This is a genomic window from Sphaerochaeta sp. PS, from assembly GCF_032144095.1.
Taxonomy (GTDB): domain Bacteria; phylum Spirochaetota; class Spirochaetia; order Sphaerochaetales; family Sphaerochaetaceae; genus Sphaerochaeta.
This window is the reverse complement of the sequence record NZ_JAVSNJ010000021.1, coordinates 1-23,770: the sequence shown is the minus strand read 5'-3', so window position 1 is coordinate 23,770 and position 23,770 is coordinate 1. Positions and strand designations below refer to the sequence as shown.

The 23,770-nt window shown below is 51.2% G+C and carries 17 protein-coding genes and 2 pseudogenes; 3 read left to right on the top strand and 16 right to left on the bottom strand.

Features of this window, described 5'->3' with window-relative positions:
• Window positions 1-4: 4 nt before the first annotated feature.
• The 10 genes from ROJ03_RS12545 to ROJ03_RS12500 form a co-directional block, all read right to left on the bottom strand.
• Window positions 5-1,285, bottom strand: a complete 1,281-nt coding sequence (locus tag ROJ03_RS12545; protein ID WP_313727407.1) for a TRAP transporter large permease — start codon at window positions 1,283-1,285, stop codon at window positions 5-7.
• 68 nt (window positions 1,286-1,353) lie between these two features.
• The gene (locus tag ROJ03_RS12540) at window positions 1,354-2,355 is read right to left on the bottom strand and encodes a TRAP transporter substrate-binding protein (RefSeq protein ID WP_313727406.1); all 1,002 of its coding nucleotides are present in this window, start codon (window positions 2,353-2,355) and stop codon (window positions 1,354-1,356) included.
• A 30-nt stretch (window positions 2,356-2,385) separates the two neighbouring features.
• Complete coding sequence (locus ROJ03_RS12535; protein ID WP_313727405.1) at window positions 2,386-3,078, bottom strand: FCD domain-containing protein; 693 nt, start codon at window positions 3,076-3,078, stop codon at window positions 2,386-2,388.
• Window positions 3,079-3,082: 4 nt separating this feature from the next.
• Window positions 3,083-4,249, bottom strand: coding sequence for an amidohydrolase family protein (locus tag ROJ03_RS12530; protein WP_313727404.1), 1,167 nt, complete (start codon window positions 4,247-4,249; stop codon window positions 3,083-3,085).
• Between the two features lie 254 nt (window positions 4,250-4,503).
• Entirely contained in the window at window positions 4,504-5,397 is an 894-nt protein-coding gene (locus ROJ03_RS12525; protein WP_313727403.1) for a hypothetical protein, read from the bottom strand.
• 110 nt (window positions 5,398-5,507) lie between these two features.
• On the bottom strand, window positions 5,508-6,506 hold the full coding sequence (locus tag ROJ03_RS12520) for a LacI family DNA-binding transcriptional regulator (RefSeq protein ID WP_313727402.1): 999 nt from the start codon (window positions 6,504-6,506) through the stop codon (window positions 5,508-5,510).
• A gap of 43 nt (window positions 6,507-6,549) precedes the next feature.
• Complete coding sequence (locus ROJ03_RS12515; RefSeq protein WP_313727401.1) at window positions 6,550-8,895, bottom strand: TIM-barrel domain-containing protein; 2,346 nt, start codon at window positions 8,893-8,895, stop codon at window positions 6,550-6,552.
• A gap of 4 nt (window positions 8,896-8,899) precedes the next feature.
• Window positions 8,900-9,724 (bottom strand): carbohydrate ABC transporter permease, encoded by an 825-nt coding sequence (locus ROJ03_RS12510; RefSeq protein WP_313727400.1) that lies wholly within the window; start codon window positions 9,722-9,724, stop codon window positions 8,900-8,902.
• Window positions 9,717-10,607, bottom strand: coding sequence for a sugar ABC transporter permease (locus ROJ03_RS12505; protein WP_313727399.1), 891 nt, complete (start codon window positions 10,605-10,607; stop codon window positions 9,717-9,719). Before ROJ03_RS12505 ends, ROJ03_RS12510 begins: the two co-directional genes overlap by 8 nt.
• 90 nt (window positions 10,608-10,697) lie before the next feature.
• Window positions 10,698-11,954: a sugar ABC transporter substrate-binding protein gene (locus ROJ03_RS12500; RefSeq protein ID WP_313727398.1), complete on the bottom strand. Its 1,257-nt coding sequence runs from the start codon at window positions 11,952-11,954 to the stop codon at window positions 10,698-10,700.
• 518 nt (window positions 11,955-12,472) lie between these two features.
• Between ROJ03_RS12500 and ROJ03_RS12495 the strand changes: the two are divergent.
• Window positions 12,473-12,784 (top strand): annotated as a pseudogene (locus ROJ03_RS12495) (Panacea domain-containing protein); the annotation flags it as partial.
• Window positions 12,785-12,949: 165 nt separating this feature from the next.
• Here ROJ03_RS12495 and ROJ03_RS12490 read toward each other — a convergent pair.
• Window positions 12,950-14,662 (bottom strand): hypothetical protein, encoded by a 1,713-nt coding sequence (locus ROJ03_RS12490; protein WP_313727397.1) that lies wholly within the window; start codon window positions 14,660-14,662, stop codon window positions 12,950-12,952.
• A gap of 144 nt (window positions 14,663-14,806) precedes the next feature.
• On the opposite strand from ROJ03_RS12490, the gene ROJ03_RS12485 reads away from it, so the two are divergent.
• Complete coding sequence (locus ROJ03_RS12485) at window positions 14,807-16,594, top strand: hypothetical protein (protein WP_313727396.1); 1,788 nt, start codon at window positions 14,807-14,809, stop codon at window positions 16,592-16,594.
• A gap of 235 nt (window positions 16,595-16,829) precedes the next feature.
• On the opposite strand, the gene ROJ03_RS12480 is transcribed toward ROJ03_RS12485, so the two are convergent.
• From ROJ03_RS12480 to ROJ03_RS12465, 4 genes are all read right to left on the bottom strand, one after another.
• The gene (locus tag ROJ03_RS12480) at window positions 16,830-17,234 is read right to left on the bottom strand and encodes an RloB family protein (protein ID WP_313727428.1); all 405 of its coding nucleotides are present in this window, start codon (window positions 17,232-17,234) and stop codon (window positions 16,830-16,832) included.
• Window positions 17,235-17,634: 400 nt separating this feature from the next.
• Complete coding sequence (locus tag ROJ03_RS12475) at window positions 17,635-18,822, bottom strand: BREX system ATP-binding domain-containing protein (protein WP_313727395.1); 1,188 nt, start codon at window positions 18,820-18,822, stop codon at window positions 17,635-17,637.
• Window positions 18,819-20,078 carry a BREX system ATP-binding domain-containing protein gene (locus ROJ03_RS12470; RefSeq protein ID WP_313727394.1) on the bottom strand — a complete coding sequence of 420 codons (1,260 nt, stop codon included), beginning with the start codon at window positions 20,076-20,078 and terminating at the stop codon, window positions 18,819-18,821. Before ROJ03_RS12470 ends, ROJ03_RS12475 begins: the two co-directional genes overlap by 4 nt.
• Window positions 20,079-20,105: 27 nt before the next feature.
• Window positions 20,106-20,873, bottom strand: coding sequence for a hypothetical protein (locus ROJ03_RS12465; RefSeq protein WP_313727393.1), 768 nt, complete (start codon window positions 20,871-20,873; stop codon window positions 20,106-20,108).
• A gap of 243 nt (window positions 20,874-21,116) precedes the next feature.
• On the opposite strand from ROJ03_RS12465, the gene ROJ03_RS12460 reads away from it, so the two are divergent.
• Window positions 21,117-22,760, top strand: a complete 1,644-nt coding sequence (locus ROJ03_RS12460; RefSeq protein ID WP_313727392.1) for a DEAD/DEAH box helicase family protein — start codon at window positions 21,117-21,119, stop codon at window positions 22,758-22,760.
• A 274-nt stretch (window positions 22,761-23,034) separates the two neighbouring features.
• Here the strand turns inward: ROJ03_RS12460 and ROJ03_RS13070 are convergent.
• Window positions 23,035-23,226, bottom strand: a pseudogene (locus ROJ03_RS13070) (AAA family ATPase); the annotation flags it as partial.
• Window positions 23,227-23,770 lie beyond the last annotated feature (544 nt).

Sequence of the window (23,770 nt, the reverse complement as noted above, 5' to 3'; positions counted from 1 at the left end):
CTCCTTATTTGAAGAACAGGTTTGGCAAAAAGGTGACAAACACAGGGACAAAGGTGATGAGCAGCAGCGTCCCCAGGAGAACTGCTATGTGTGGCCAGATCTCCTTCAGCAGGACGTTGATGTCGATGTTTGCTATCTTCGTCTCGATAAACAGCAGGGCCCCTACCGGTGGGGTAATGAGGCCTATCATCAGGTTCAGCACCGTGATGACCCCAAAGTGTACCGGGTCGACTCCCAGCTGGATTGCAATGGGAAGCAACACAGGAAAAAAGATGAGGATGACAGGCACTGCATCGAGGATGCAGCCCATGAAGAGGAAGAACACCGTACAGAACAGCAAGAAGGTGGTCTTCGTCATGTTGAGGCTTACTATCAGGGTCATCAGCTGCTTGCCCAGCTGCTCGGAGGAGACGATGTATTGGAAGACGCCGACTGCAGCGAAGATGATCATGATGGAACAGCAGAACACCGCTGTAGCACGTACCGTCTCAAAGAAATTCTTGAAATTGATGGACCTGTAGACAAAGACGGATATCAGCAGGATGTAGAAGTTTGCCAGCACGGCAACCTCGGTAATGGTAACCACCCCGGATATGACCCCTACGATGATGATGACAGGGGCCAGCAGGGCAAGGGAGGTTTCCTTTAGCAGGGAGAAGAAGATTTTCCAGGAACGTTCAACCTTGGCAATAGGGTAGTTGCGCTTCTTGGCTACCAGGGTAACGAGGATCCAAAGGCCTATGGCCATAAGAAGACCGGGAAAATACCCACCCAGGAAGAGCTTGCCGATCGAGATGCCGCTGATGACCCCGATATTTACCATAGGGATGCTGGGAGGGATGATAGGGCCGATGATGGCCGAGCTTGCATTGATGGATGCACTGAAGGCATCATCATAGCCGCGCTTTCTCATGATGGGGTGCAATACCGCTGAGGTGGAGCTGGCATCGGAGACTGCCGAGCCGGAGACCCCTGCAAGGAATATGCTCGTCATGATGGAGACATAGGCAAGCCCTGCCCTATATTTCCCTACAAAGAAGTTAGAAAACTGCAGGAGCTTGTTGGTTATCCCAGAAGAACCCATCAAGTTACCGGCCAGGATAAAGAAGGGGATGGCCAAGAGGGTATCGGCAGAGACACCTCCAACCATCTGTGAGGCTACCAGGCGTAAGGAGACATCACCGCGAAGCAGGATGTAGAGCACGCCACTGAAGCCCATGGAGACCCAGATGCTGGCTCCTAGCCCAATGAAGACGAACATGATGACAAAGAGAATTACTATCATGTGGATTTCCCATTAGCGTATCCCCAGCCAGGTGGCTGGAGATACGGTCGATACGAATACAGGTAGCCTTACTTGCCCTTGAAGATCTCGAGCATGCCCTTAGGCCAGCGAGTCCCATCCCAGTCAACAAACAGACCATCGAGAGCCTCACGGAAGAGGTCAAGCCTGAGTTCTGGTTCGGAGACGACAGTCATGTGCTTTGCAAGGTCCTGATAGACAGTCTCCAGCTGCTTTGCGGTGAGGGAGGTAACCAGGGCACCAGCTTTTTCGGAAGCATCGAGCAGGATGGCCCTGTCAGCTTCAGAAAGCTTGTTGTAGAGGGCAGGTGACATGTAGAAACACTCGATGTCACGGATGTAGTCGGTGCGCATGTAGTAGGACTGTACTTCAAAGAAGCTGTTGTTGTTGACCGTGATGGCGCCATTTTCCTGGGCATCGACCACGTTGGTCTTCATTGCCATCCAGAGGTCGGCAAGGGCGATCTGCTGGGGGAGGGCACCAAGCTTCTTCATGGTGCGTACGACGGTGTCACTGGCTGCAGTGCGGATCTTCAGGCCCTTGAAATCATTGGGTGTGGTGATCTTCCTGTTTGCAGTGAGGCCCCTGGGAGCGGTGTCGCCTGCGATGTTGAGGATCTTCAGCCCTGTTGCTTCCTCGGCCTTCTGCAAGGCAGGGGCAAACTCGGCAGAGAGCAGACAGGCCCTCATGTGGTCGTAGTCGCGATAGAGGAAGGGGATCGCCGTGATTTCCAAGGCCTCTCCGCCGGAGATGAAGGCCAGGGTGTTGATGCCACCATAGACGAAGTCCAAGTCATTGGTCTTGATCTGGGTAAACATCTCCTGGATGCCTCCGAGCTGGCTGTTGGCATAGACCTGGACCTTGATGCGTCCGTTGGTGTTTTCCTCAACCAGCTTGGCAAACAGTTCAGCTCCCTTGTTGGTTGGGTGTTCGGTGTCCCGGATGTGCCCAAGCTTGAGTGTCATGGGCTTTGCCTCGTCCTTGGCCCCCTGTGCGAAGGCACTGGTGGCCATCAGTAATGCAACCATAAGTACTACCATGGTCTTTTTCATTGTCTAACTCCTTTTTCCCTTTTGCTGGGTTTAAAAAAACATCTCGTAACATTCGAAATCTGAGAAGTGTTCCTTCAGGCATTGCAAGACCTTATCTTCGTCTTCGCCCTTGAGGCTCTCCAACAGATCCTTGTGCTGTTGCAGGAAGGTTTCGTTGTCGCTGGTCTTGACCCTGTTCATCTCCGAGAGCATCCGCTGGAAGGTAGCGAACATCGAGATGAGGCTGTTCAAAAGCTGGTTGTCAAACACCTTGTACAGCCGTTGGTGGAAGAGGGTGTGGGTCTCCACCAGTTCGCTATCTTCCCTGCCCTCCTTGATCTGCTGTTCCAGTACGGTAAGCAGAGCCTCAAGCTCGGCAAAATCCTTATCGGTGAGCTTCCCTACCACCCGGGGAAGGAAGTAGGCTTCCAGGCCTATCCTCACCTGGAGCACCTCCTTGAAGTCCTTGTAGTGGACCCTCAGGTTGTAGGTAAGGCTGTCGATCATCTGGTCGTAGTTGAAGGAGCGGATAAAGCGGCCTTTGCCGTGCATCGTCTCGATGATTCCGCTTCCCTCAAGGGTCTTCATCGCTTCGCGCAGCGATGCCCGGCTTATGCCCAGGCTTTCACCCAGGATGACCTCACTGGGAAGCTGGTCCCCACTGGTGAGGTTGTTGTCGACGATGTACTGCTTGATGCTCTCTACTGCTGTGTCGGAGATGTTGGCATGGGTAATTTTTTGCATGGTTCTACTGGTTCTCCTCTTTGAAAAGAGCTTCTTCAACAAGGCCGTGGCAATAGGAGTGGATCTTCAGCCTGACTTCGTCATCCTGGAATACGATAAGGTCGGCTTTTTCCCCCACCTGGAAGTTTCCCTTGTGTCCTCCCAGACGGAGGGCAACAACCGGGTTGGTAGTGGCAAGCTTGACACTCTCCAAGAGGGACACGCCTGAGGCCTTCCGGAACAGGGGGATATCCCAGTCGAGCAGGTGGCCTGCCCCTGCCAAATAGGGGGAACCGGGGAGGCCAAGGTGGCCATCGGAGAATACCTCTACCTCAATGTTTCCCCAGTTGTAGATGCCGGGCTCATACCCACCAAGCAGGGCGACATCGCTTACCAGGATGATCTTGTCCAGGCCCTTGGCACGGCTATAGACCTTCAGCACACTAGGGGGGATGTGGAAGCCATCGCTGATGACCCCTGCATAGAGGCCATCGTTGGCAAGCTGTTCCCAGATGGGGTTCTTCAGCCGGGGAAGCAGGGCATGGCTGCCGTTGCCCAGGTGGGTGCTGATGGTTGCCCCAGCATCGACGGCGGCCTCTATCTGCTCTTTTGTTGGATTGCAGTGGCCAAGGGCAACAGCGATGCCCATCTTCCGGGCTTCCTGTATGAAGGCGATCGAGCCAGCCCTCTCCGGTGCTATGGTAACCAGCTTCAAAAGGCCGCCTGCGGCCTCCTGCCATCGGGATAGTTCACCAATATCAGGGTCGCGTACAAACAGGGGGTCGTGCGCACCTCGAGGGCCATCATCGGCCGAGATATAGGGCCCTTCCACGTGTATGCCTGCTATGGCCTGTCGGATTCGGGGGTTATGCTCTACAGCCTCCCTGATGATGGTGAGGTTCTCTTCGATCCTCTCTTGGCTGTTGGTTATGATGGTGGGTATATGGCGTAAGGTCCCGCTCTTGGCAAGGGCATCTATGAGGGTGAGGATCTTCTTTTCGGTCAGGTCCTGGCCACTGTAGTCAACCCCCTTATAGCCATTGACCTGGGCATCGACAAAGCCTCGGCTGAGGATGGGGTCCGTTTCCTGGACAGGGCGGTCTTTTATCTCTTCCATGCGGGAGATGATGCCACCACTGGTATGGATGACTGTATAGATGCCTGTATATAGGTTGCAACCGGAAACTATCATGGACAAAACCCTCCAAGTGCAAAGACGTCTGACGACTTACGTGTCTATAGTACCATAGGGGTATATATTGTCAAGCAGGATTTTTACACTTTTGGAAGGTTTGTACTGTAAGCGGTGATTCAACGTTTGAGGATGAAGAAAGGTTCACTGCCAAGAGAGAAGACACTCTATTGTAGGCTCGAAAAGAACAGTGAGGACCACCACCAATGCAGATCTGGCGTGTCTGACACCAAAGAGGTTGTGGGTATGCCCGGTCAGTTCTTTCGGTTTCTCTTGGAAGCCTTTCGCTTCTTCTTGCCCTTTTGTTCACCGCTAGCTGACTCCTGCATGGGTAACTCACCAGAGGGGGCTTCCTTCTTCTCGGTAAGGGTTGGGATGAAGTGCATCACAAACGAGGACTTCTTGCGGTTCTTCACATAGAAGAATCCTGCAGTGGAGAAGACCACTGCCCCTATGAAGTTGACAAACATATCCTTCATGGTATCGTGTAGCCCTATGTCCAGGTAGCCACCAAGGCCAAGGTCACCTCCGTTGAGCTCTACGCTCGTGATGTCCTTTAGGGTCACCACCTTCTGGCTATGGGTCGGGTCAAGCATCACCGAGCGGATGGTGTGCACGATCGTGTCCTTCTGCATGTCGGTCCCGAAGAAGAGGTCCATGAAGTATTCAAAGAACTCCCACACCACCCCGATGGTCATCGAGAAGCAGAAGGCCACGACGGCGACAAAGAAAGGGGACATCTTCAGGGAGAACTTCTCGCTCTGGTTGAGGATATCCACCAGGGAGAACCCTATTGCAGCGGCAAGGAAGCCGTTTATGGTATGGAGCATCGTATCCCAGAAAGGATAGGCGATGTAGTAGGAGCGCATCTCGCCCAAGATCTGGGCAGCAAAGATGAAGAAGAGGATGGCATTTTCCAAAGCCGCAGGGATGTCGATCCTGGTGTGGGTCTCGATGAGAGAGGGGACGGCAAACAGCATGAGGGTCAACAGACAGAAGAAGACGTTCTCATAGTTGCGGTTCAGCACCTGGGAGACAAGGATAAGGATGACTACAAGCCTGAGCAGGTAGTGGACTATCTGGGTACTGTCCCTATCACGGACCATCTGCCTGAAAGGCACTCTCTTCCTCTTCTTTTCTTCTTTCACACCCAACCCTCTTGGGGCCATTCTGCAGGGTAGACGGGAAGAGGTCAAGGAGAAGGGGGAATGGCTTTGTGTACTTGGGCAATGAGTCTTCCTGTATGGACGGGAGAACTCTAGCCTATGCTGCTCCTCCTCGGGATCAGCTTGGACTGCAGCACATGCTCGGCCTTGGAGTAGGTACCTGTGTGGATGACCTGCCTCAGCAGGCTGATGCCAAGCATACCCATCTCCTGCAAAGGGAGCTCAAAGGTAGTGATGGGGACATTCCAGAACTCAGAAAAATCCCGGTTGTCAAATCCAACCACCCTGACCTGGCCAGGAACCTGGTAGCCCATCTTCTGCAGTGCAGCGATCGCCCCGGCAGCGATGTAGTCATTCGCGCAGAAAATCCCATCGGTAAGCGGATGCCCGACCATCAGGCGCTGGGTCGCTTCCATCCCATGGTCAAAATCATAGTTGCCATAATACTTCTCTTCTGGCATCTGCAGATTTAGTTCCCGGATACGGTCGGAGAATCCCTTAAGCCTGTCCTCAACGGACAGACGATCCTCTGGGCCACAAATCATCGCAGGATGACGCATCCCACAACCATAGAGATGCTCTGCCGCCTGATAGCCGCCTTTCATGTTGTCGGAGACGACGCTTATCATGTCAGAGGCCGCCATGTTGATGGAAACGATCGGGATATCAGAATTTTTGGTATCCAGGTTGAAATCCTTCCAGATGGGAATATGGTGGCAAAAGAGGATCCCCTCCACCTTATGGCTCTTCAGAAAGTTATACGCCCTCTCAAGATCGTTGCCAAACTCGATACCCGAAACAAAGAAAAGGGAGTACTGCCCTCCTGAAAGCCCGCTCTCAATACCGCGGACGATCTGGTTGACGAAGGTCTCGGTTATGTCGGCGGCCAAACACCCGATGATGCCCGAATGACCCCGCTTCATACGTGAAGCATTCCACGAAGGGACATAGCCCAGCCTCTCTATAGCCTCCAGGACTTTCTTCTTGGTAGCCTCTCCAACTGGACGCTTGCCATTGAGGGTATGCGTAACGGTAGCAGGGGAAACACCGGCTGCTTTCGCCACATCTACGATTGTTATCGGTTTACGCATACCACCTCCATTTCGCCCAGTGTAAAGCCTCTTACCGTCTTTGTCATCCAGTGATCGCTACCAAGCGACTCTCCCCTTCCCTAAGCGAATCAGGATCGAATTGATACTCAGAAAGCGAGAAGCCCTTGGGTACCACCAACCGGAAAATCCGTTTTTTGGTGACCCTCCCCATCTTCTTGGTAATTCTTAGCGCCTTGTCCGTAACCTCGAACTCCCACAGGTTGTACCGCTCCTTGCCCAGCTCTGTTTTCCCATCGTCCTCAAAGAACATGGAGAAGGTCACCAAGCCTTTGCTCTTGTTCGGGTAGACAAGCAACTCCACCTCATCGAAGAGGCCATTGTCCAAATGGCTGAGCCCTGGGGAGGTAGCGATTACAGCCCCCTCCTTGGCAAACCAGAGGACTTCCCCGTTGCACGGATAGGATAGGGTGAGGTCGGCCCCCCCCTCATATGCATCGCCATCCTTGTCGTACCACCAAAGCCCTTGGGGCAGATGAACAGCAGCTTCCGCCTTCGATTTTTCCGTCACCAAGACCTTCAGGATCGAGGGGCCGAACAGCGAGTTGACCTCATCGGCCTTGATCTCTGGATCATGAGGGAACTCCAGCAAAAGAGAGCGCTCGATCGGCTTTCCCTGGGTCGCTGCCTCATAGGCACAGCTGTAGAGATAGGGCATGAAGCGATAGTGTTCGAGGATGAGAGAGCGGATGTGGGGAAGTGCCGTGGGATAGGACCACGGCTCGGTCGGGTTCCCATCCTCCCGCCAGGAGTGGATGACAAACCTTCCCTGGAAGACTGCTGACTGACAGGAACGTACCAACAGTTCCTCCTCCGGAAACGAACCAAAGAACCCACCAAGGTCATGGCCGAAGTACGGAAGCCCGGAAAGCCCAAGCCCAATGCCTATATATTGGTTGTACTTGAGTGTCTTCCAGTCACTGACATTGTCACCCGACCAGGTCCTGGCAAAGCGTTGGAGTCCGACATACCCGCTCCGGCTGTAAATCCACGGCCTGGCATCAGGCTTCTCCTCCTTGAAGACCTCATACGAAGCCTCGACCATCTTGATGGGGTAGAGGGTCTTGGTCTTGAAGGCCTCCAAGCCTATGTCCTCCAGTTCCAACTCATTGTTGTCATTCCAGATTCCCGTACACCCGTGGTCGATATACTGGGCCTTCAGCTGGCTCTTCCACCACGCTTTTGCCTCAGGGTTGTTGAAATCAATGAACGAGGCCTCACCTCCCCAGAAAAACTCCTGGTAGGGTTTTCCACCCTTGTCCATTATGAAGAGCCCCTTCTGTTTCAACTCCTCATACCACGGATGGGAAATGAGGATCCCTGGCTTGATGTTCATGCACAGGTTATAGCCACGAGCAGAGAGGGAGGTCAGAAAGGCCTTGTGGTCGGGAAACTTCTGCTTGTTCCACAAGAAGGCATACCGTTTGCCCTCGTTGCTTTTCAGATAGCCTGAGGATACATACATCCCTTCACAGGGTATGGCATGCTCCTCTATCGTGGCAAAGTAGTCGAGAATCCTCTGGGCGGCGTCCTGAGGCTCAGCATAGTTCATTGAAGAGCCAAAGAAGCCGAAACTGAAGAGAGGAGGGAGGGCCGGAAAGCCCGTTACCTTGTAGTAGTTCTCCAGTACCCGATGATACTCCTTGCCCAGGAACACAAAGTAGCTGTACGGCCCACCCTCCACCTCAACGGAGAAGAAGAACGGACTCTCCCTACCCAGGTCCAGGAGCCTGATGAGACTCTGGTCAAACAAGAGCCCGCACATCACCCCTTCCTGGAGGTTCCGTTTGATGACAAACGGGATTGACTTGTACAGAGGGTCGGAATTGGAGGCGTCATAGCCAAGGGAGTCGCGATTGAACATGGAAAACCGTCTTCCTCTCCGGTTGGGAAGCCCACTCTTATCCCCCAGTCCATAGAATTCATCCTCCTCAGCGAGGGGGAAGTTGAAACGGCTGAAGGAGTCCTTCGAACCCTCCTTGGTAAAGCAACGCACCTGGTAGGAGGGAACCACCGTATCGGCGGTCCCTACCCGTCCCCCATGCTGCAGGATGCCTTCATGAAAGATGCTGACCAGGGCATAGGCCTTCTCTATCACCACCCTGCTTTGGCCGCAGTTCAGGATGAAAGACCCGCCTTCCTCAGAGAGGTGGATGGGATGGTCGAGTTCTACCCCCCCAGAGGGGCTGGTAAGGTAGTCGCTCGCCTTGAGAAAGGTTTCATCGATGACAATCTGGTCAAAATGATAGGAAACCTTCACTATTTCAGAGGTGTAGAATTGGATATGTACCCTACCCCCTGCCCCTTGTGCAACGACTACAGATGGGCTGAGGAGCGTACAGGTGTGCAATGAGTGAATGATATGTTTCATAGAATTATCCTTTTACCGATCCTGCTGCAATGCCTGAGAAGAAGAATCTCTGGAACGCGAGGAACACGATGATGACGGGAATGATTGCGATGGTGGTCATGGCCAACAGGTTGGACCAGTTGATCTGCAGCTGTCCCACGAAGTTGGCCAACGCCTGTTGGATGGTCTGCCTTCGGTTATCGGTGATGACTATCAGGGGCCAGAGGTAATCGTTCCAACGCCACATGAAGCTGAATATGGCGAGGGTTGCCACGATGGGTTTGCTCATTGGAACTATCAGGCGAAAGAAGATGGTATGTTCCCTTGCCCCATCGATACGGGCTGCCTCAATCAGGGAGTCAGGTAGGTTCACCAGATATTGCCTGGCAAGGAAGACTCCCGTCGGCGTTGCTGCCGGGGGTATGATGATTCCCCACAGGGAGTTCAACATCCCCAAACCCTTGAGTTGCAGGAAGATCGGGATCATGATGACCTGCAAGGGTATCATGAGCGTTGCTATCATGATGGTGAAGATGAGGTCCCTTCCGGTGAAGATGTACTTGGCCAGGGCATATCCCGCCATCAGGTTGATGAGTACGGTAATGAAAGTAGAGACAACTGCAACAAATACCGTATTGGAAAAATATACCGGGAAATTCCCAGCTGCCAGGCTGGATAGATAGTTTTCGAGGGTCCAGGCTTTTGGGATGAAGGTCAACGGAACCCTGAACAGCTCGCTTTGGGGCTTGAAGGAAGAGAGGACTACCCAGAGTACCGGCAGCAGGGTCACCAAGGATAGGACTATGAGTATTGCATAGTGAAGGAAGACTGAAACTTTTCTCTTACTCATGATCCTGCTCCTTTCCGTTGAGCTTGAACTGCAGGAGCGTGAAGAGGGCGATGATGAGCATCAGTGCAATCGACATGGCGCTGGCATAGCCCATCCTGTCCTCCAGGAAGGCAACTTGGTATACCTGTTGGACGATAAGCTTGGTTGCATAGCCAGGTCCGCCCTTCGTCATGACAGAAATCAGTTCATACGCCTTGAAGGAAGCGATGGTTGCAAGCACCATCACCACCAACAGGGTACTTTTCAGAAGGGGCATAGTTATGAAAAAGAAGGTCTTGGGAGGGGAAGCCCCATCAATCCTGGAGGCTTCATACAGCTCGGTGGGAATGGCCTGTAACCCTGCAATGAGGACAACCATGTAGTAGCCGGCCTGAGCCCAAATGGAGACTCCAATGATGGAAACCATCGACAGGGTGGTGTCAGTCAACCACCGGACGCCTTCACCACCTGACTGGCGCAGGAGATAGTTTATGATCCCCATCTCATCGCCTAGGATGAAACGCCATGCGATACCTACGGTTATCATACTCAGGAGGGAGGGAATATAGAAAAGAGAGCGGAACAGTTTTTCGCCCTTCAGGGTATTCCTATACAGCAGCAAGGCCAAGGCCAATGAGTAGACCATGATCAGGCTGACGGTGAAGAAAGAGTATACCAGCGTGTTGCTGAACGTCTTCCAAAAGACCTCATCGGCGATGAGTTCCTTGAAATTGTCCAAACCGATGAAACGGACAGGGGTGAAGACACCCCACTCGGTGAACGACATCCTCAGGCCCTGGATAGCGGGGATGATGATGAAGGTACCGAAAATGAGGATATTGGGAAGCAAGAAGAGCAGCGGAGCTGCCGTCTGGTGAAAATTTCCCTTGCTGTGTGATTTCATGTAGCTCCCGGGAGGCAGGCAGCCCTGCCAAGAAGAGAATCATCGCTCTCTCCCTCCAGAGGAGGAGGAGAGCGATATCCAATAGCATGCTTACTTGAAATAGGGTGCACCCTTAGTGTCAACATTTGCCGCGGCCTGCTCGGCTGTGATGTTTCCAAGAAGGACTTCCACGATCTGCTCACGGATGTAGGTGGTGACCTTGCTCAGGTTGGTATTCTTCCACTCATCGGCGGTAAAGGCTGGGGTTACCTTCAGTTCTTCCAGGAAGACCTTGAAATCTTCACTGTTGGAGGGATAGGTAACTACTGCATCATTGCGTGATGGGATGTTGAAGGTATCTCTGCTGTAGATCTCATTATGGGTCTTGTCGGCAAAGGCTGCCATGAACTTGAACGCTTCAGCCTGATTTTTTGACCCCTTGAAGGAAGCCACAAACTTGCCACCAGGGACAGAGGAGTTGATGAGGCCCTTGGGCATCCTGACGGCCTTCCACTCAAAATCCTTCACGTTCTTGTTGTAGGTGTTGATATTCCAGCTTCCTCCGATATGGCCTGCAACCAGACCGGCCTGGAAGAGCTCGGCAGGGTTCTCGGACCCGAGCCAGACACTCTTGGGAAGAAGGGCGGCATCGTGCACATGCTTGAACCACTTCAAGGTCTCGATGGTACCGGGATTGTTGAAGTTGATGGAGGATTGGTCTGCATTGAGGAAATGACCACCCCACTGGTACATGATGGTGGAGAAGCGGTGTGGGGTAAAGTCAACGGCAAGGCCGTACTTCATCTTCGGATTGGCTGCAAGAACCTTCTTGATGATGGTCTCCCATTCGCCCCATGTCCAAGTCTTGCTGACTTCGTCCACATCTATGCCAGCATTGTTGAACGCTGTCTTGTTGACCAGCATGCCGTTGGCAGTAGCCTCTGTGGGGTAGGCAACAAACTTTCCATCCTTGTTGGAGGCAAAGGCGACCATGGAGGGAAGATATTGCTTTTTGACTGCTTCAATATCCTGTACATGGTTGTCGATAGGCTCGAGGCTGTCCACTACCACAGAAAGGGTGTTGGTGGTGATGCGGGCAAGGTCAGGGGGATTGCCTCCGCTGATCATCAGCTTGAGCTTCTGGTCGTACTCGTTGTACGCCACAATTTGCAAATCGAGTGTGATGTTTGGATTTGCCTTCAGGTAATCATCCATGGTCTTGAGAAAAACCTCAGACTCATTGCCATCGTTGAACCAGAGCACCGAAAGGGTTACATCTTTCTTGGATGCATCTTCTTTGGCTCCTGCTGCAAAGAGGGTCGTGACGGCAAGCATCACGAGCATCAGTGTTACACAAAGTTTCTTCATACAAATTCTCCTTTATTTGAAATAGCAAATTTACGCAAAACGTTTTTACTGCTTATAGTATAAGAACGGTTTTTTCTATATGTCAAGGTTTTCAGCAGGGAAAATCATCGTAGCCCTTCTCTCGTGGGTCCTGTTTTGAAGACATACTGTATATCCAATGAAACTCCTATACTCATCCTAAAGTGGGCTCAAACCCAAGCCTTTTTCAAAGGCATGCATACAACCAGGTAATTACATCCACATCAGCTAAAGAAGGAATGCAATCAATACCTATCACTCTTTCATAGTGTACATTCAGTCTCAATCCAAAGACCACACTAGATATAGCGTATTCCTTTGTATGGTATTTATGATAAAATAAGACAAGTACGAGAATGAAAATTTGGAGGAGTATGATGAAAGCCACTGACGTTGCTAAGTATGTCATAGATTATTGTTTCAAGAATAATCTCCAAATTAGCAATCTAAAATTGCAGAAAATACTCTACTTCCTCTGGGTTGACTAGTACAAAACAACAAAAAAGAGCTTATTCGACGATAAGATCTATGCTTGGCCTTTAGGCCCCGTCATCCCATCAATCTATCGCGAGTATTGTGCATATGGAAGCCTGCCAATCCTTCCATTCGGGAAAGAGATTGAGACGTTGGATATATCACCTGAAGAAACAGATCTGATAAACTCTCTCATCTCAACCTATGCAAGCATGAGCGCATTTGATCTCGTTGAAAAATCTCACGAACGTGATACCCCTTGGGCCAAGGTCTTCAAGGAAGGTAGCGGCAACAAGTCAGAGATCCCTTTTGACCTCATACAAAAACTTGCCAAATAAACGATGACAGAGACTCAAGCCACTTTACAACAAAAACTCATCGAAATTCTCTATGAGCTTTAATTAGGCTATTCCTGTAAAGCGAACACCCTACAGTAACCAATAGGCGCCTCCATAGAAAAAAGAGGTAAAACTCTCAGGTAATCGTTCCCAAACGTTACCCCCCTACAACAACCCCACCTTCCTCAGCTCATCCTTCATCGCCGGCCTCTTCCTGTACACAGGGGTGAGGGTTTCCAGGCACTCGTTGGCAGCGGCTTCCCCACCAAGGGCAACAAGCTCCGTCAGCAAGGAGGCAAGCCTTGCATAATCGCTGCGGTCCTTCACACTCTCGCTCTGGGTTAGGACAAGCTGGATATAGAGGGCGAACACCTCTTCTGCATAGGTGGGAATGAGGCTATTTGCATACCGTTGCACCAAGCTGGGATAGTGTTGCACATAGGAGAGCAGGCGCCTATATTGCTTCTCTTCCTGCAGGACATCGGCATAGAAGTACCGGGTTTTCCCCTGCCGTGTAGAGGTGGCATCGCTGCGTTGTAGGTCATCAAGCAGGCCATCGACAACAGCCTTCCATTCAGCCTTGGAGTAAGAATTTTTGAGTATGGGATAGTACCCAAGGTCCCCTGAAGAGAGGAACTCCCTGGCAAGCTTTCGAACCTGCTCAGTGTTTCCACTGGCCTGGTAGACGGTGAAGCGGAGTTCTTTCCACTGCAAGGCACCTCTGGCATGCTCAAAGGAGTCTTCCCTCTCCTGCACCAGATGCTCGGCCAGGGAGTACTCCTTCTTGTCCAGAGCATGGCGGAATGCAAGCAGGCGCAAGGAATCATAGGTGAGATAGCGCAGGGCAAACGCTTGGGCTTCCTCCTCTTTTTTCTGCCTGAGCAACAGCTGGTGTTGTAACAACAGGTAGCGATCAGAAGATTCACACCCCGACCAGTCTTGTGCCTCATGGGCATGGACCAGATAGGCCTGCAGGCGGTTCTGTTCCTCTTCTTGTTCAGCAAGACCTATACAGAGGGAGAGCAACAAGGCCTGGCTCTTCTGGGCATAGCCTTCGACCTCGGCAAAGAACAAGGAGAAAAGAGGCGAGGTATCTTCTCTTGGTATGGCTTCAAGGTCAAAAAGGTCGACAACCTGCTCTACCACCCCCTCTTTCAACTCCTCAAGGCTTCCACTCTCAACCTCGATACCTGCAATTTCATGGAGCATACCTGCACATATCGAACCGGCAAACTGAAAACGGCCAAAGGATAGGGCAGTACGAGCCATGGCAAGGTATTCATCGATGGTCTTTTGTAGCGTATTGGTGAAAGCCCAATCCCCGTCATCCTCATCTTCATCCTCATCATCTTCATCCCAGTCATTGGAATAGCTAGTACTGACCCAGTGTAGGGAGTCCTCTGCCACTTCCCTGAACCTGGTCCTGAGGCTTTCCAGGATGTGGACATCATCGGAAGAGGGAAACTGTGCAAGAAGTGCAGAAGCCAAAGCCCTGTCCTTTTGGGCATAGGAGAGCAAGAAGGCGATCAGTTCCTCCCTGCTCCGCTCTTGGAGAAGCGGGTTGAGGTCTACTGCTTCGGCCTTTTCCTCTGGTGTGTCTTGGCTTGCATTGAGCAAACAGCGAAGTGCAATGAGCACTGCTGCCTCATGCTTGCAGTGATCGTCCCAGTCGTAGGGACAGGTGCAGCTGATCGCCTCAATTTCCCTGTGCTCATCAATAGTTACCTCTACCTCATAGAGCTGAGAGCCCATCACCTTGGCAAGGTAATGCCCTTTGTCAATGCACTCAAGGCTACGTACAGCCTTTTCATGAAAGTAGGCAAGGCCCCGATAGAGGATGGTTGAGGAAATATATGCTTCAAAGTCGTCTAGGTTCATGGCCCCTCCAAAGAAGCTTATGATAGCATAGGTGCCAATGATGGAAAAGCAAGGGTATTGTGCTTGGTTTGGTTTTGTTTGGTTTGTGTCTTGATGGTTGCTTTCCCCCTTTTACCTCCTCTCTATCTCCTGTACAATGGAGGCATGAATACAGCAACCAAAGAGATATGCAAGGCCTTTTCCAAGGGCTATGAGGAAGTGGACGATCTTATCATGAACTGGGGAAGGGAGAACAAGAGCCTGAACAAGGATCTTAAGAAGATCAAGGCCCTGGATACCAATGCCCGCTATCCTGCAGGATATGGCAACATGAGTGCAGGCAACTACCTGCTAGGTCTTGTCCTTACCGATCCTGCCATGCTGGAGAAACTCTACAAAAAGCATCTTCCAACCCTGGGGGAAAAAGGCAAGCAGGTATGCAGCTACTGGAAGGAGCACCCCGCCTACTGGCAGTACTTCTCCATCAAGGAGATCCTGAAGGACGACTTTCTTACCATAGTCGACCTTCTGGGTGGGCAAGAAAGCCTGCTCTACTCCCCTGGCATCAGCTCGATGCAAAAAAAAGGTGACTCAAGGGGCAAGCACTACCTCTGCCTGATGCTCCCCAATGGAGGGTGCCTACAGACAGCAGGGATCATCAGGTACAACTCCCTCAGTGTTTCTGACTTCCTCTTCTATTGTGATCTCTTTGCCCCTGGCGAGAGCCTCAATACGGTCATCAACACCCATTACAGCGAGTTCTTCGCCCTCGATGAGATCTCCACGCTTCCAGTTGTCATGCACAGGGGCAGCGAGGTGCTCTACACCTGGCAGCCCTTCACCCTGGAGAGTTTTGACCTCGCCCTTTTGGGTGGAGAGTGGTACACCAAAGAGATCGGCAACCAGGTCAGGTATTCCCTCCAGGAACCCGATGCATCGATGATGACCGTCCCTAACGGAAACCTGCTCGCTGAGGACTTCCCCTCCATGGGCTTTTCCCTCTACCGGGATACGAAAACAGGTGCGATGGCCATCAACACCAACGCCCTAGATTCCTATGCCATCATCGCCTCCCTCCTTGAGCGCGCCTACCCTACCCTGGCCTTACCCAAGCAGCCAGAGGTGGCCATCTCGATGGCCCTCTTCTCGCTGCTTGCCAACATGGACCTGGACCTTCCCTGGTCACTCTTCAAGAAGTTCATGAACTACAAAAAGGAAGCTGAAGAAGAGAAAGCCCAGAGCCCTGACATGGCAATGATCAATGCGCTATTGAAAGAGTACATGGAGGCACAGAATTCCGGTAGGATCTTCGACGCAAATGCCTATTGCAAAAAAAGCGGAATGGACCTTGAGATGGCGGAAGGGATCATCCAGTCGATCCAGGAAACCTATGAGAAGAACATGCCGACCTTTGAGGTATCTTCTGAGGACCGGCAGTATGAACTCTCAGGGTGGCCAGTCCCCCCTCCAAAGACCCGACGGCTGTTTGCTGACGGCCTGGAGCACTCCCTCCTCTTTACCTACGATGAAGGGCCGAGGACCCTGGATGCATTTAATGCACTCACTGGGGGAATCTACAAGAAGGCCATCTTTGAAGAGGGGCTACTGGGCGTCATAGAGGATTTCTTCCTTGATTTCTTCCCTGATGAAGGCCTGGCCCTTACCATTGCGAACTGCCTGGTATGGATGCTCTTCTACAAGGGAAGGGAGTGGGTGCCTGTACGAAGCTATGCCATAGAGATGCTCAAGCTCTTCCCCCATCCCATCCAGAGGGCCTATTCTGAGGCTGAGACCTTCATACAGGAGTTCAGCTCCTTTACCAGGAAGGTACTCTGTGGTGGTGGCATCTGCACCCTCAAGGCCCGTCCAAAGGCCTCTGAGGTAGTGAGCGGAACCTATGCCATCAAGGGCAGCGATGCCTTCTTCAGCTTGGTGGAAAGGGTCAATGCCTAGAGGGGAACTCCAGTCCTAACGCTGTTTCAAAGAGCGGTTCGTCCCTCATAGGGGCCAAACCGCTTGAAGCCTTCAGAAAACGCTCCATCTAGAACAGGGCCATGTGCCCTATTTTCCCTTTGGAGAAAGCATAGAGGCCATTGATACTGAAAATCCAACTGTACCCCTCTTTCTGGTTTCAGATTGCAGAATTCATCCTTCGATCTCTCACGACGACAAGGGGGGGGGCTAGATGTCATATCACGCAATCTGCCTGGGGTTTCATGGCAAGGATAGTCTTCACCAATTCATGGACTGAAGTTCCTGGGTTAACCGGTAGCCCATCACTGCCAATTCTACTTTTCTCGGATCTTTCTATCGCCATCAGAACATTCTCCCGATAGTCAGCTTCTCGAAGATTGGTCTTATTGTATGAGCCAAGTTTTTTCCTAATCAAGAATTCCATCTCCTTACTTTGAGAGATTTCTTCAGGAGGCATCTCTGCAAAGTGGAGATATAGCCAGAGTTCAAAGCAAGGAGAACTTACTAAAAGGTGTATTGGTTTGCGTTGAATACTCTTATGGAAAACTTCTTTAATTTGTGTTGGAAAAGGCGACCTATCCCTATCGATGACTAGCCATAACGAATCTCCACTTTGCAGTTGGTAGTTCTCAAGGTTTTTTTCAGGCTATCAAGAACATATATTGGAGCCGAACGGCCCTCTTCTGAAGAAACAAATTCGTCTGCATCTTTATCGAACGCTGTTGCATATGAAAATCTGGATACTACCTAGTACTCAGGATTATATGTACCGATTCTTCTGAGGGTGCAAGTTTTTCTGTGCCCATCAACTCTTGGATGTGGGGTGGTCAGAATTTTCCGCATTGCTTTCTCGTAATTCCCTTTCAATAAACCGCTTGGGTGATACGTCCTGCAAGAAAAGGAGCAAATAGGTTTCGGCTATGCTCCCTCTTTCCAGACCCGGGCAATAAAAGAAAGGCTAGCGTTAGAACCTGTGTAGGTTGTACCACTAGCCCCATTATCCCATGCCAATCCAAGATTTACTCAGCCTCAACAGGCTCCTCAGCAAAGCTCTCCTGGCTCAATTGCACAAAGGAACTCTTGCCTTCCACCCCGTAGAGCAGCAGTTGGTCAAGGTACTCTATCGCAGAGCGAATCTTTGACCGAAGGAGATAGCCCCCACGGTCAACCGTGGAGAACATCTTCTCAAGGTTGACCTGGGGTTGCCAGCCATACGCCTTGCCGTGGAAGAAAACGATCTTCTCCAACACCTCGCTGATCTCCTTTTCACTCAGGGGATCGAGCTGAGGGGCATCCACTATGGCCTCCATCACGCTCTTGATGGGCTCTTCGTCATCTGGATAGACCTCTGCGAGGTTCTGGAACTCCTTCTTTGACTCAATGACATCCTCAACATAGGAGGAAGTAAAGGCAAACATGGAGAAGGTCGACTCCAGTTGTTTTGCAGGAAACAGGAATTTTGCCATATTCTCATAGGCCTTCAACCGGGTCTTCTTGCCCAGCCTACCCACCAGCTCAGACTCATCGAAGAGGATGACCCACCCCTTGTAGCCCAGCTTCTTGAACAGGTGGCTGAGGAAGGCCACATAGTCCTGGGAGTGCTTGCTCTTGGAAAAGTTCACATTGAAGGAGACCTTTTCGTCGAAGATACGGCGATAGATCTTCTTGATCTGCAGGTTGGTGACAAAGTCCCCCTCCAGATCAGTCTGCAACAAGAACTGCTCGTCCTGGTCATCGGTATTCAGCAACGAACGCAGAAGATAGTAGAGCCTGTCAGTCTCAAGCTGGGTAGCGGCAAACAGCAGCAGGTCACTGGTAAGGGGTGCATTGGGGGTAAGGCAGGAAAGTTCCTGGGAGAACCCTGGCTGGAGCCTGTTGGGGAGGTAAGTATTGCTCACCAACTTCTGGTAAACCAGGTAGAGCTTGTCCAAAGGGGTCTCCTTGCTCAAGGAGAGCATGGAGACCACCATGTTGTTCTTGTGTGCAAGGTTGAACACCGTGTTGAGCAGGTGGGTCTTGCCCTCACCATACTTGCCACAAATGACCATGCCCTCGCTCAAGTCGTCGGCAACCACAGAGTCAAGGCGGCTGACTATCTCTTCCAACAACTGTGGCCTGGCTTCACTGAAACACTGCCCAACAGCCCTGGAGGGGATACCCGAACGCAGGGCCTCTATCATATGCCTCGCCTCAAAATCAAAGCTCATACACTGCCTCCTTCATCGCTCTCTTCCCGAAAGCCCAGGGTCGCCTGTCCCACAAGACGGGGCAGGGAAATGCCTCCCAGTTTTGCCTGTCTGATGAGCTGCTCAGCCTTCGCTTCGTCCAGAACAGTGGCGGTAACATCGACCTTGCCGACAACCTGCGCAAGGCGCCTGGACATCTCGACCAACAAGGCTGGGGAGTACTCCTGCTCAGCAACCCGGTCCAGGTCCACAATATCGGTGAACTTGTTGATGCGGCTACCAAGGATCTCATTCTGGATACGCATCCAAAGCGCCTGATAGGACTTCATACCGGTATTCTCATTGTCCAAAAGCTCACGCCCAAAGGCAAAGACAACCATGATGTTCCTGAAATTGTCTATGTCATCTATCAGCTGGCGGATGCTCTCGTAGGTATCCTCACGCTTCATCTTGGTGTAGTTCATCGGGTTCAGACCCGACTTGTCCACCAGTACCTCAAGGTTGTCGATGGTGACCAACAAGCCGGAGTATCCGCTGAGCTTCACCAACTCGGAGAGGGACCGGAGCATGTTGCGTGCATTGTACTTGGTTATCTTGCTTGGGGCCAAACCCAAGGGGCGAAGGGTGGCAAGCCTGATTTTCTTGTCACCATGCATCCAGTCAAGCAGGAGAGCCTTGTTCTGCTCTTCCAAAAAAGGGTGTCCCAGCATGCCGCCGCAGATGAGGCTGCAGGCAAGGGCAAAGTTATTGTCCAGATGTGGATTGTCCAGGAAGAGCCCTTTGAGGAGCATCCTGATCTCCCTTCGGTTGATGGCATCGGCCATGCCTCTCTGGGCCAGCAGGTCAAGGAATGTCATTCCCTCAGGGATGTCCTTGGGCGAGAATGCCATCGCTTCGATCACCTTGTCCCTGCATCTCTGGAGCAGGCCCAGGATATTGCTTTGCGAGAGGATCTCAAGATACACCTCCCGAAAATCATTGAGCCAGATATCCCTTGCAGAAAAGGCGACGGTCACATACCCTTCCTTTCTGGCAAGGTTGGTGACAAGGCTGAGGGTGTGGGTCTTCCCACTGCCCCGTTGCCCTGTCACGAACTTGATCTTGCTGCCGCCCTCCCTGATGAATTCACAAAAATAGCGTTCCCGCCAAAAGTCAGTTATGAACTGAATCCCAACGGTGAGCTCATTGAGCAGCTCCTCGTTTTGCGGAACCTCCCCAAAGGAGAGTTGGGCAACCGTTGTTGTGATCTTAGGGTTTTCACCAAGTGTTTCAGACATGCAGCACCTCGTTTAGTGGTAGTTCTGTTAGAACAGGCGAATGGTGGCCAGGAATTCCTCACGGCCGTTGCCGTCCAGGATACGGATGCCCTTCTTCCCATCACGGCTGGTCCCCCATTGGATTTTCCTTCCATCCTTGATCTCTACAGAGGAGCCAACGGCATAGAGCCTGGCCAGGTCAAAGGCATAGCTTTGTAGGTCATAGTCCTTTCTGAAGCGGCTCATGGGAACCATGTAGTTGTAGAGCTTCTGCAGGTAGAGGTCGGTACCGGGGTTCTTCCCTAGGTCAGCAAGGGCAAGGTCGTAGGCAACAATGAGTTCGGAGGCAAACTTGTTGGCATTGAAGGAAGCCTTCAGCAACTTCTCCTGCCCTTTCTTGATGGCCTGCACCAAGACTACAGGACGGAGGCAGGCTACCTTCTTGCGGTCGAGATAGATATCCTGGTTTTCAACATCGATTCGGACCTTATTGGGAAACATCTCAAAGTTGGGGGATGAGCCTGTAACGTCCACACCGTTTTCAGCACATTGTTCCAGCATCTGGGAGACAAAGTCACCGCTTTCGATATATTCTTTCCCATCGAAGCTGGAAACAAGGCTCTCTATTTCCTGCAGGAGGGAGGTAACCTCTGCACTGACGCTCTTCATTACAGCGGTGTCGGTGATGCATCTGCTGATGTCTCCACCCTCCATCTCCTTGGAGATGGCCTTCTCTAGCTTCGCCAAGAGTTTTGTCTTATCTTTCAAGCTTTTTTCCAGGTTCTGGTACTGGATAAACAGGTCTTCGTAGTTCATGGATTCTCCCTAAAAGGTATGGATGTGATCGTCGAAATGATAGGGCATAGGAAAAGGTATTTCAAGAGGAATAGAAGAAATACTTCTTCTTCCCCTGCATGCAACGCAAACATAAACCTGTGCTGCTTTTCTTGGTTTCACCTTACCCAAAAAGCTGAACACCCCTGCTGTGCTCTTTTCTGGATATTGCACCCTCTTTGTGGTACCTTCTTCATAGCCACTGTACAAAAGGAGCCTTGTGCCATGAAACTGACCCTCTACCCTTGGCAGGAAACATGTCTAGAAGCCTGGAAGGAACACCAGAGCCGAGGCATCATCCAAGTGGTGACCGGTGGGGGAAAGACCATCCTCGCTCTCGCTGCAGCGAAGAAGCTGCAGGAAGACCTGACAGGCAAGCTCCAGGTGAAGATCATCGTCCCAAAGCAGTTCATGGTCGCCCAATGGAAGGCGGCTCTACTCAACCATCAGGAGACCTTTGGGGTCAGGAAGGATGAGATAGGCAGCTACTCAGGGCTTCACAAGGATACCCCTGACAAGCGGTATATGATCTACGTGGTCAATTCGGCACGCTACAAGCTTTCCAGCCATGTGGCTGAGAACCTGAAGAAGGGGGAACCTGTCCTCATCATAGCTGATGAGTGCCACCACTATGCCAGTTCCGAGAACCGCAAGATATTTGATTTCATGCGCCTCCTTGATGAGGACAAACCCCAGCAATACTTTTCCCTGGGCCTTTCAGCAACACCCCAGACTGAGGGATTTTCCACCATCCTGGTACCTGCCCTGGGCCCGCTATTCTATGCATACGGATTCTCCGATGCCATAGAGGCCCAGGTTATAAACAGGTGTGTGCTCTATAATGTTGGGCTCTATCTGAATGGGAAGGAAGAAAGCGAATACTTTGCCCTGACTGACAAGATATCCAATACCATCAAACGGCTGCTGACCATATTCCCCGAATTGAATAAGGTTGCCCAAGAGAAGTTCTTCCCCATGCTGCAGATGTTGGCAAAGAAGCCCGAGAGCATGGCAGGGGGCTTTGCCCTAAAACTCATCTTCCTCTTCTATAGGCGTAGGGAAGTTGTCTATGCTGCCGAAGCCCGGGTGCTCGCGGCCCAGGCTTTGGTTACAAGGCTGGACCACAGGGCAAAGGTCATCATCTTTGGGGAGCGCATCAGCCAGACCGACCTACTCTACCTTGCCCTGGACAAGCAGTATCCCAATAGGGTTGCCCGCTACCACAGCGGGATGGGTGAGGTTGCAAGAAAGCATGCCATTGACCGATACAGGGATGGGGAGGTACGGATACTGGTATCCTGCAAGGCTCTCGATGAGGGCTTTGATATCCCCTCTGCCGATGTGGGCATCGTCCTCTCATCCAACTCGGTGCAACGCCAGAGGGTCCAGAGGTTGGGACGCATCCTCCGCCGTTCCTCCAACAAGGGCGTCTCAAGCCTTTTCTACCTATACATGGAGTGTACGGTGGAGGACAGTGCCCTGCTTGAACATGGCATCGAGGGGGTGGAGGAGTTCCTCCTCAACTACAAGACTGAGTCTGACAGCTTCACCAATCCCGCGTATGACCCAATAGCCCAGGAGATAGTGGACAGGCTTGCCAATAGGGCAGAGACAGACCTTCTTGAGACTACAGAGCACTATCTTGACCTTGGCAGGGTCCGCCCCGACTGGCTCGAAAGTGAAGAAGAGCTAACCCTAAGGCTCAAGGGTGCCAGGGGTCAGGACGAGTTCAACTACTGGATCTGTATGAGGGAAGTGGCAAGGGAGCGAAAGAGACTTGGTATGGTGGGCCATTATGACAAAGACCCGGAGAGTGGGAATGATATTGGCATAAGCCTGAGGAAAATAGCAAGCGAGAACGTAACATAATTAGCGCAAACAGAATCCTAGAAGCAATTCTCATAGCTCTTCTCCGACGGGGGAACACTGTCGTAAAGATAGGTACCCCACCATATCGTCCATCCAAGTACGCCCTATCTACCTTCCTGTCATTTCGTTCATTGAACTCTTCAAGAGAATAGAGTTTAGTCTCTCCCTTACGCTTTTCTACAAACCAGATTTCATCACGCCTAAGCAAATTGAAGTCCAATAGCCGGGATTCATGGCTGGTCACCAACAACTGGATATCATGTTTTCCTGCATGTTCAAGAAATTTACGCACGAACTCATAGGTGACTTGCGGATGTAAGCATCGGTCAAGTTCATCAACCACAAATACCCGACTCTCAGTAGTGAGAAGGATTTCCGCTAAATCCATGATTCTTATGGTCCCATGCGACTCTTCATCGATTGAAAAATCTTGGCCATTGGCATGGCGAAAGAAAATTTTTTTCATTTCATAGTCATCTCTATCAACTTCTTTTGAAATACTCACAAAATTATGCTTATCACGTAGCAGGATAGTAAGATTTCGTAAGGAGGGATTTTCTTGAAATTGTTTTTTTGCTTGATCCTCGAATAGAATCAACTGTTTTTGTAGTAACGAAGAGATTTCTCCAGGTTTCAAAACATCATTTACAATCTCTACTATATCGGTATCAAAGCTTTGCAGCAGAGCAGAAACCTCTTTAAGTTTTTGATCAACAAGAAATGTGGTTCCAGATGTAACAGGAACATTTGGTTCACTAGCAGCAAATTTCTTTGAAAACCATTGATAGACCAACTGAAACACAGAAAATTCAGGATATTCTTTGAACAAATTTATTTTGTTGGTATTCATCCCTGTCAGAAAGAGCGCTGAAGAATCCCCTTGCATATCATCCGCATAAATGTGTAGGCGCTTTTCAGAAAGACTTGAAAACTCTTTCCCAATCTCAGTCTTGCCAGAGACAAGATCCCGTATGAAAATAGGAGAATCTTCTCCATTCGGACCTAGCTTA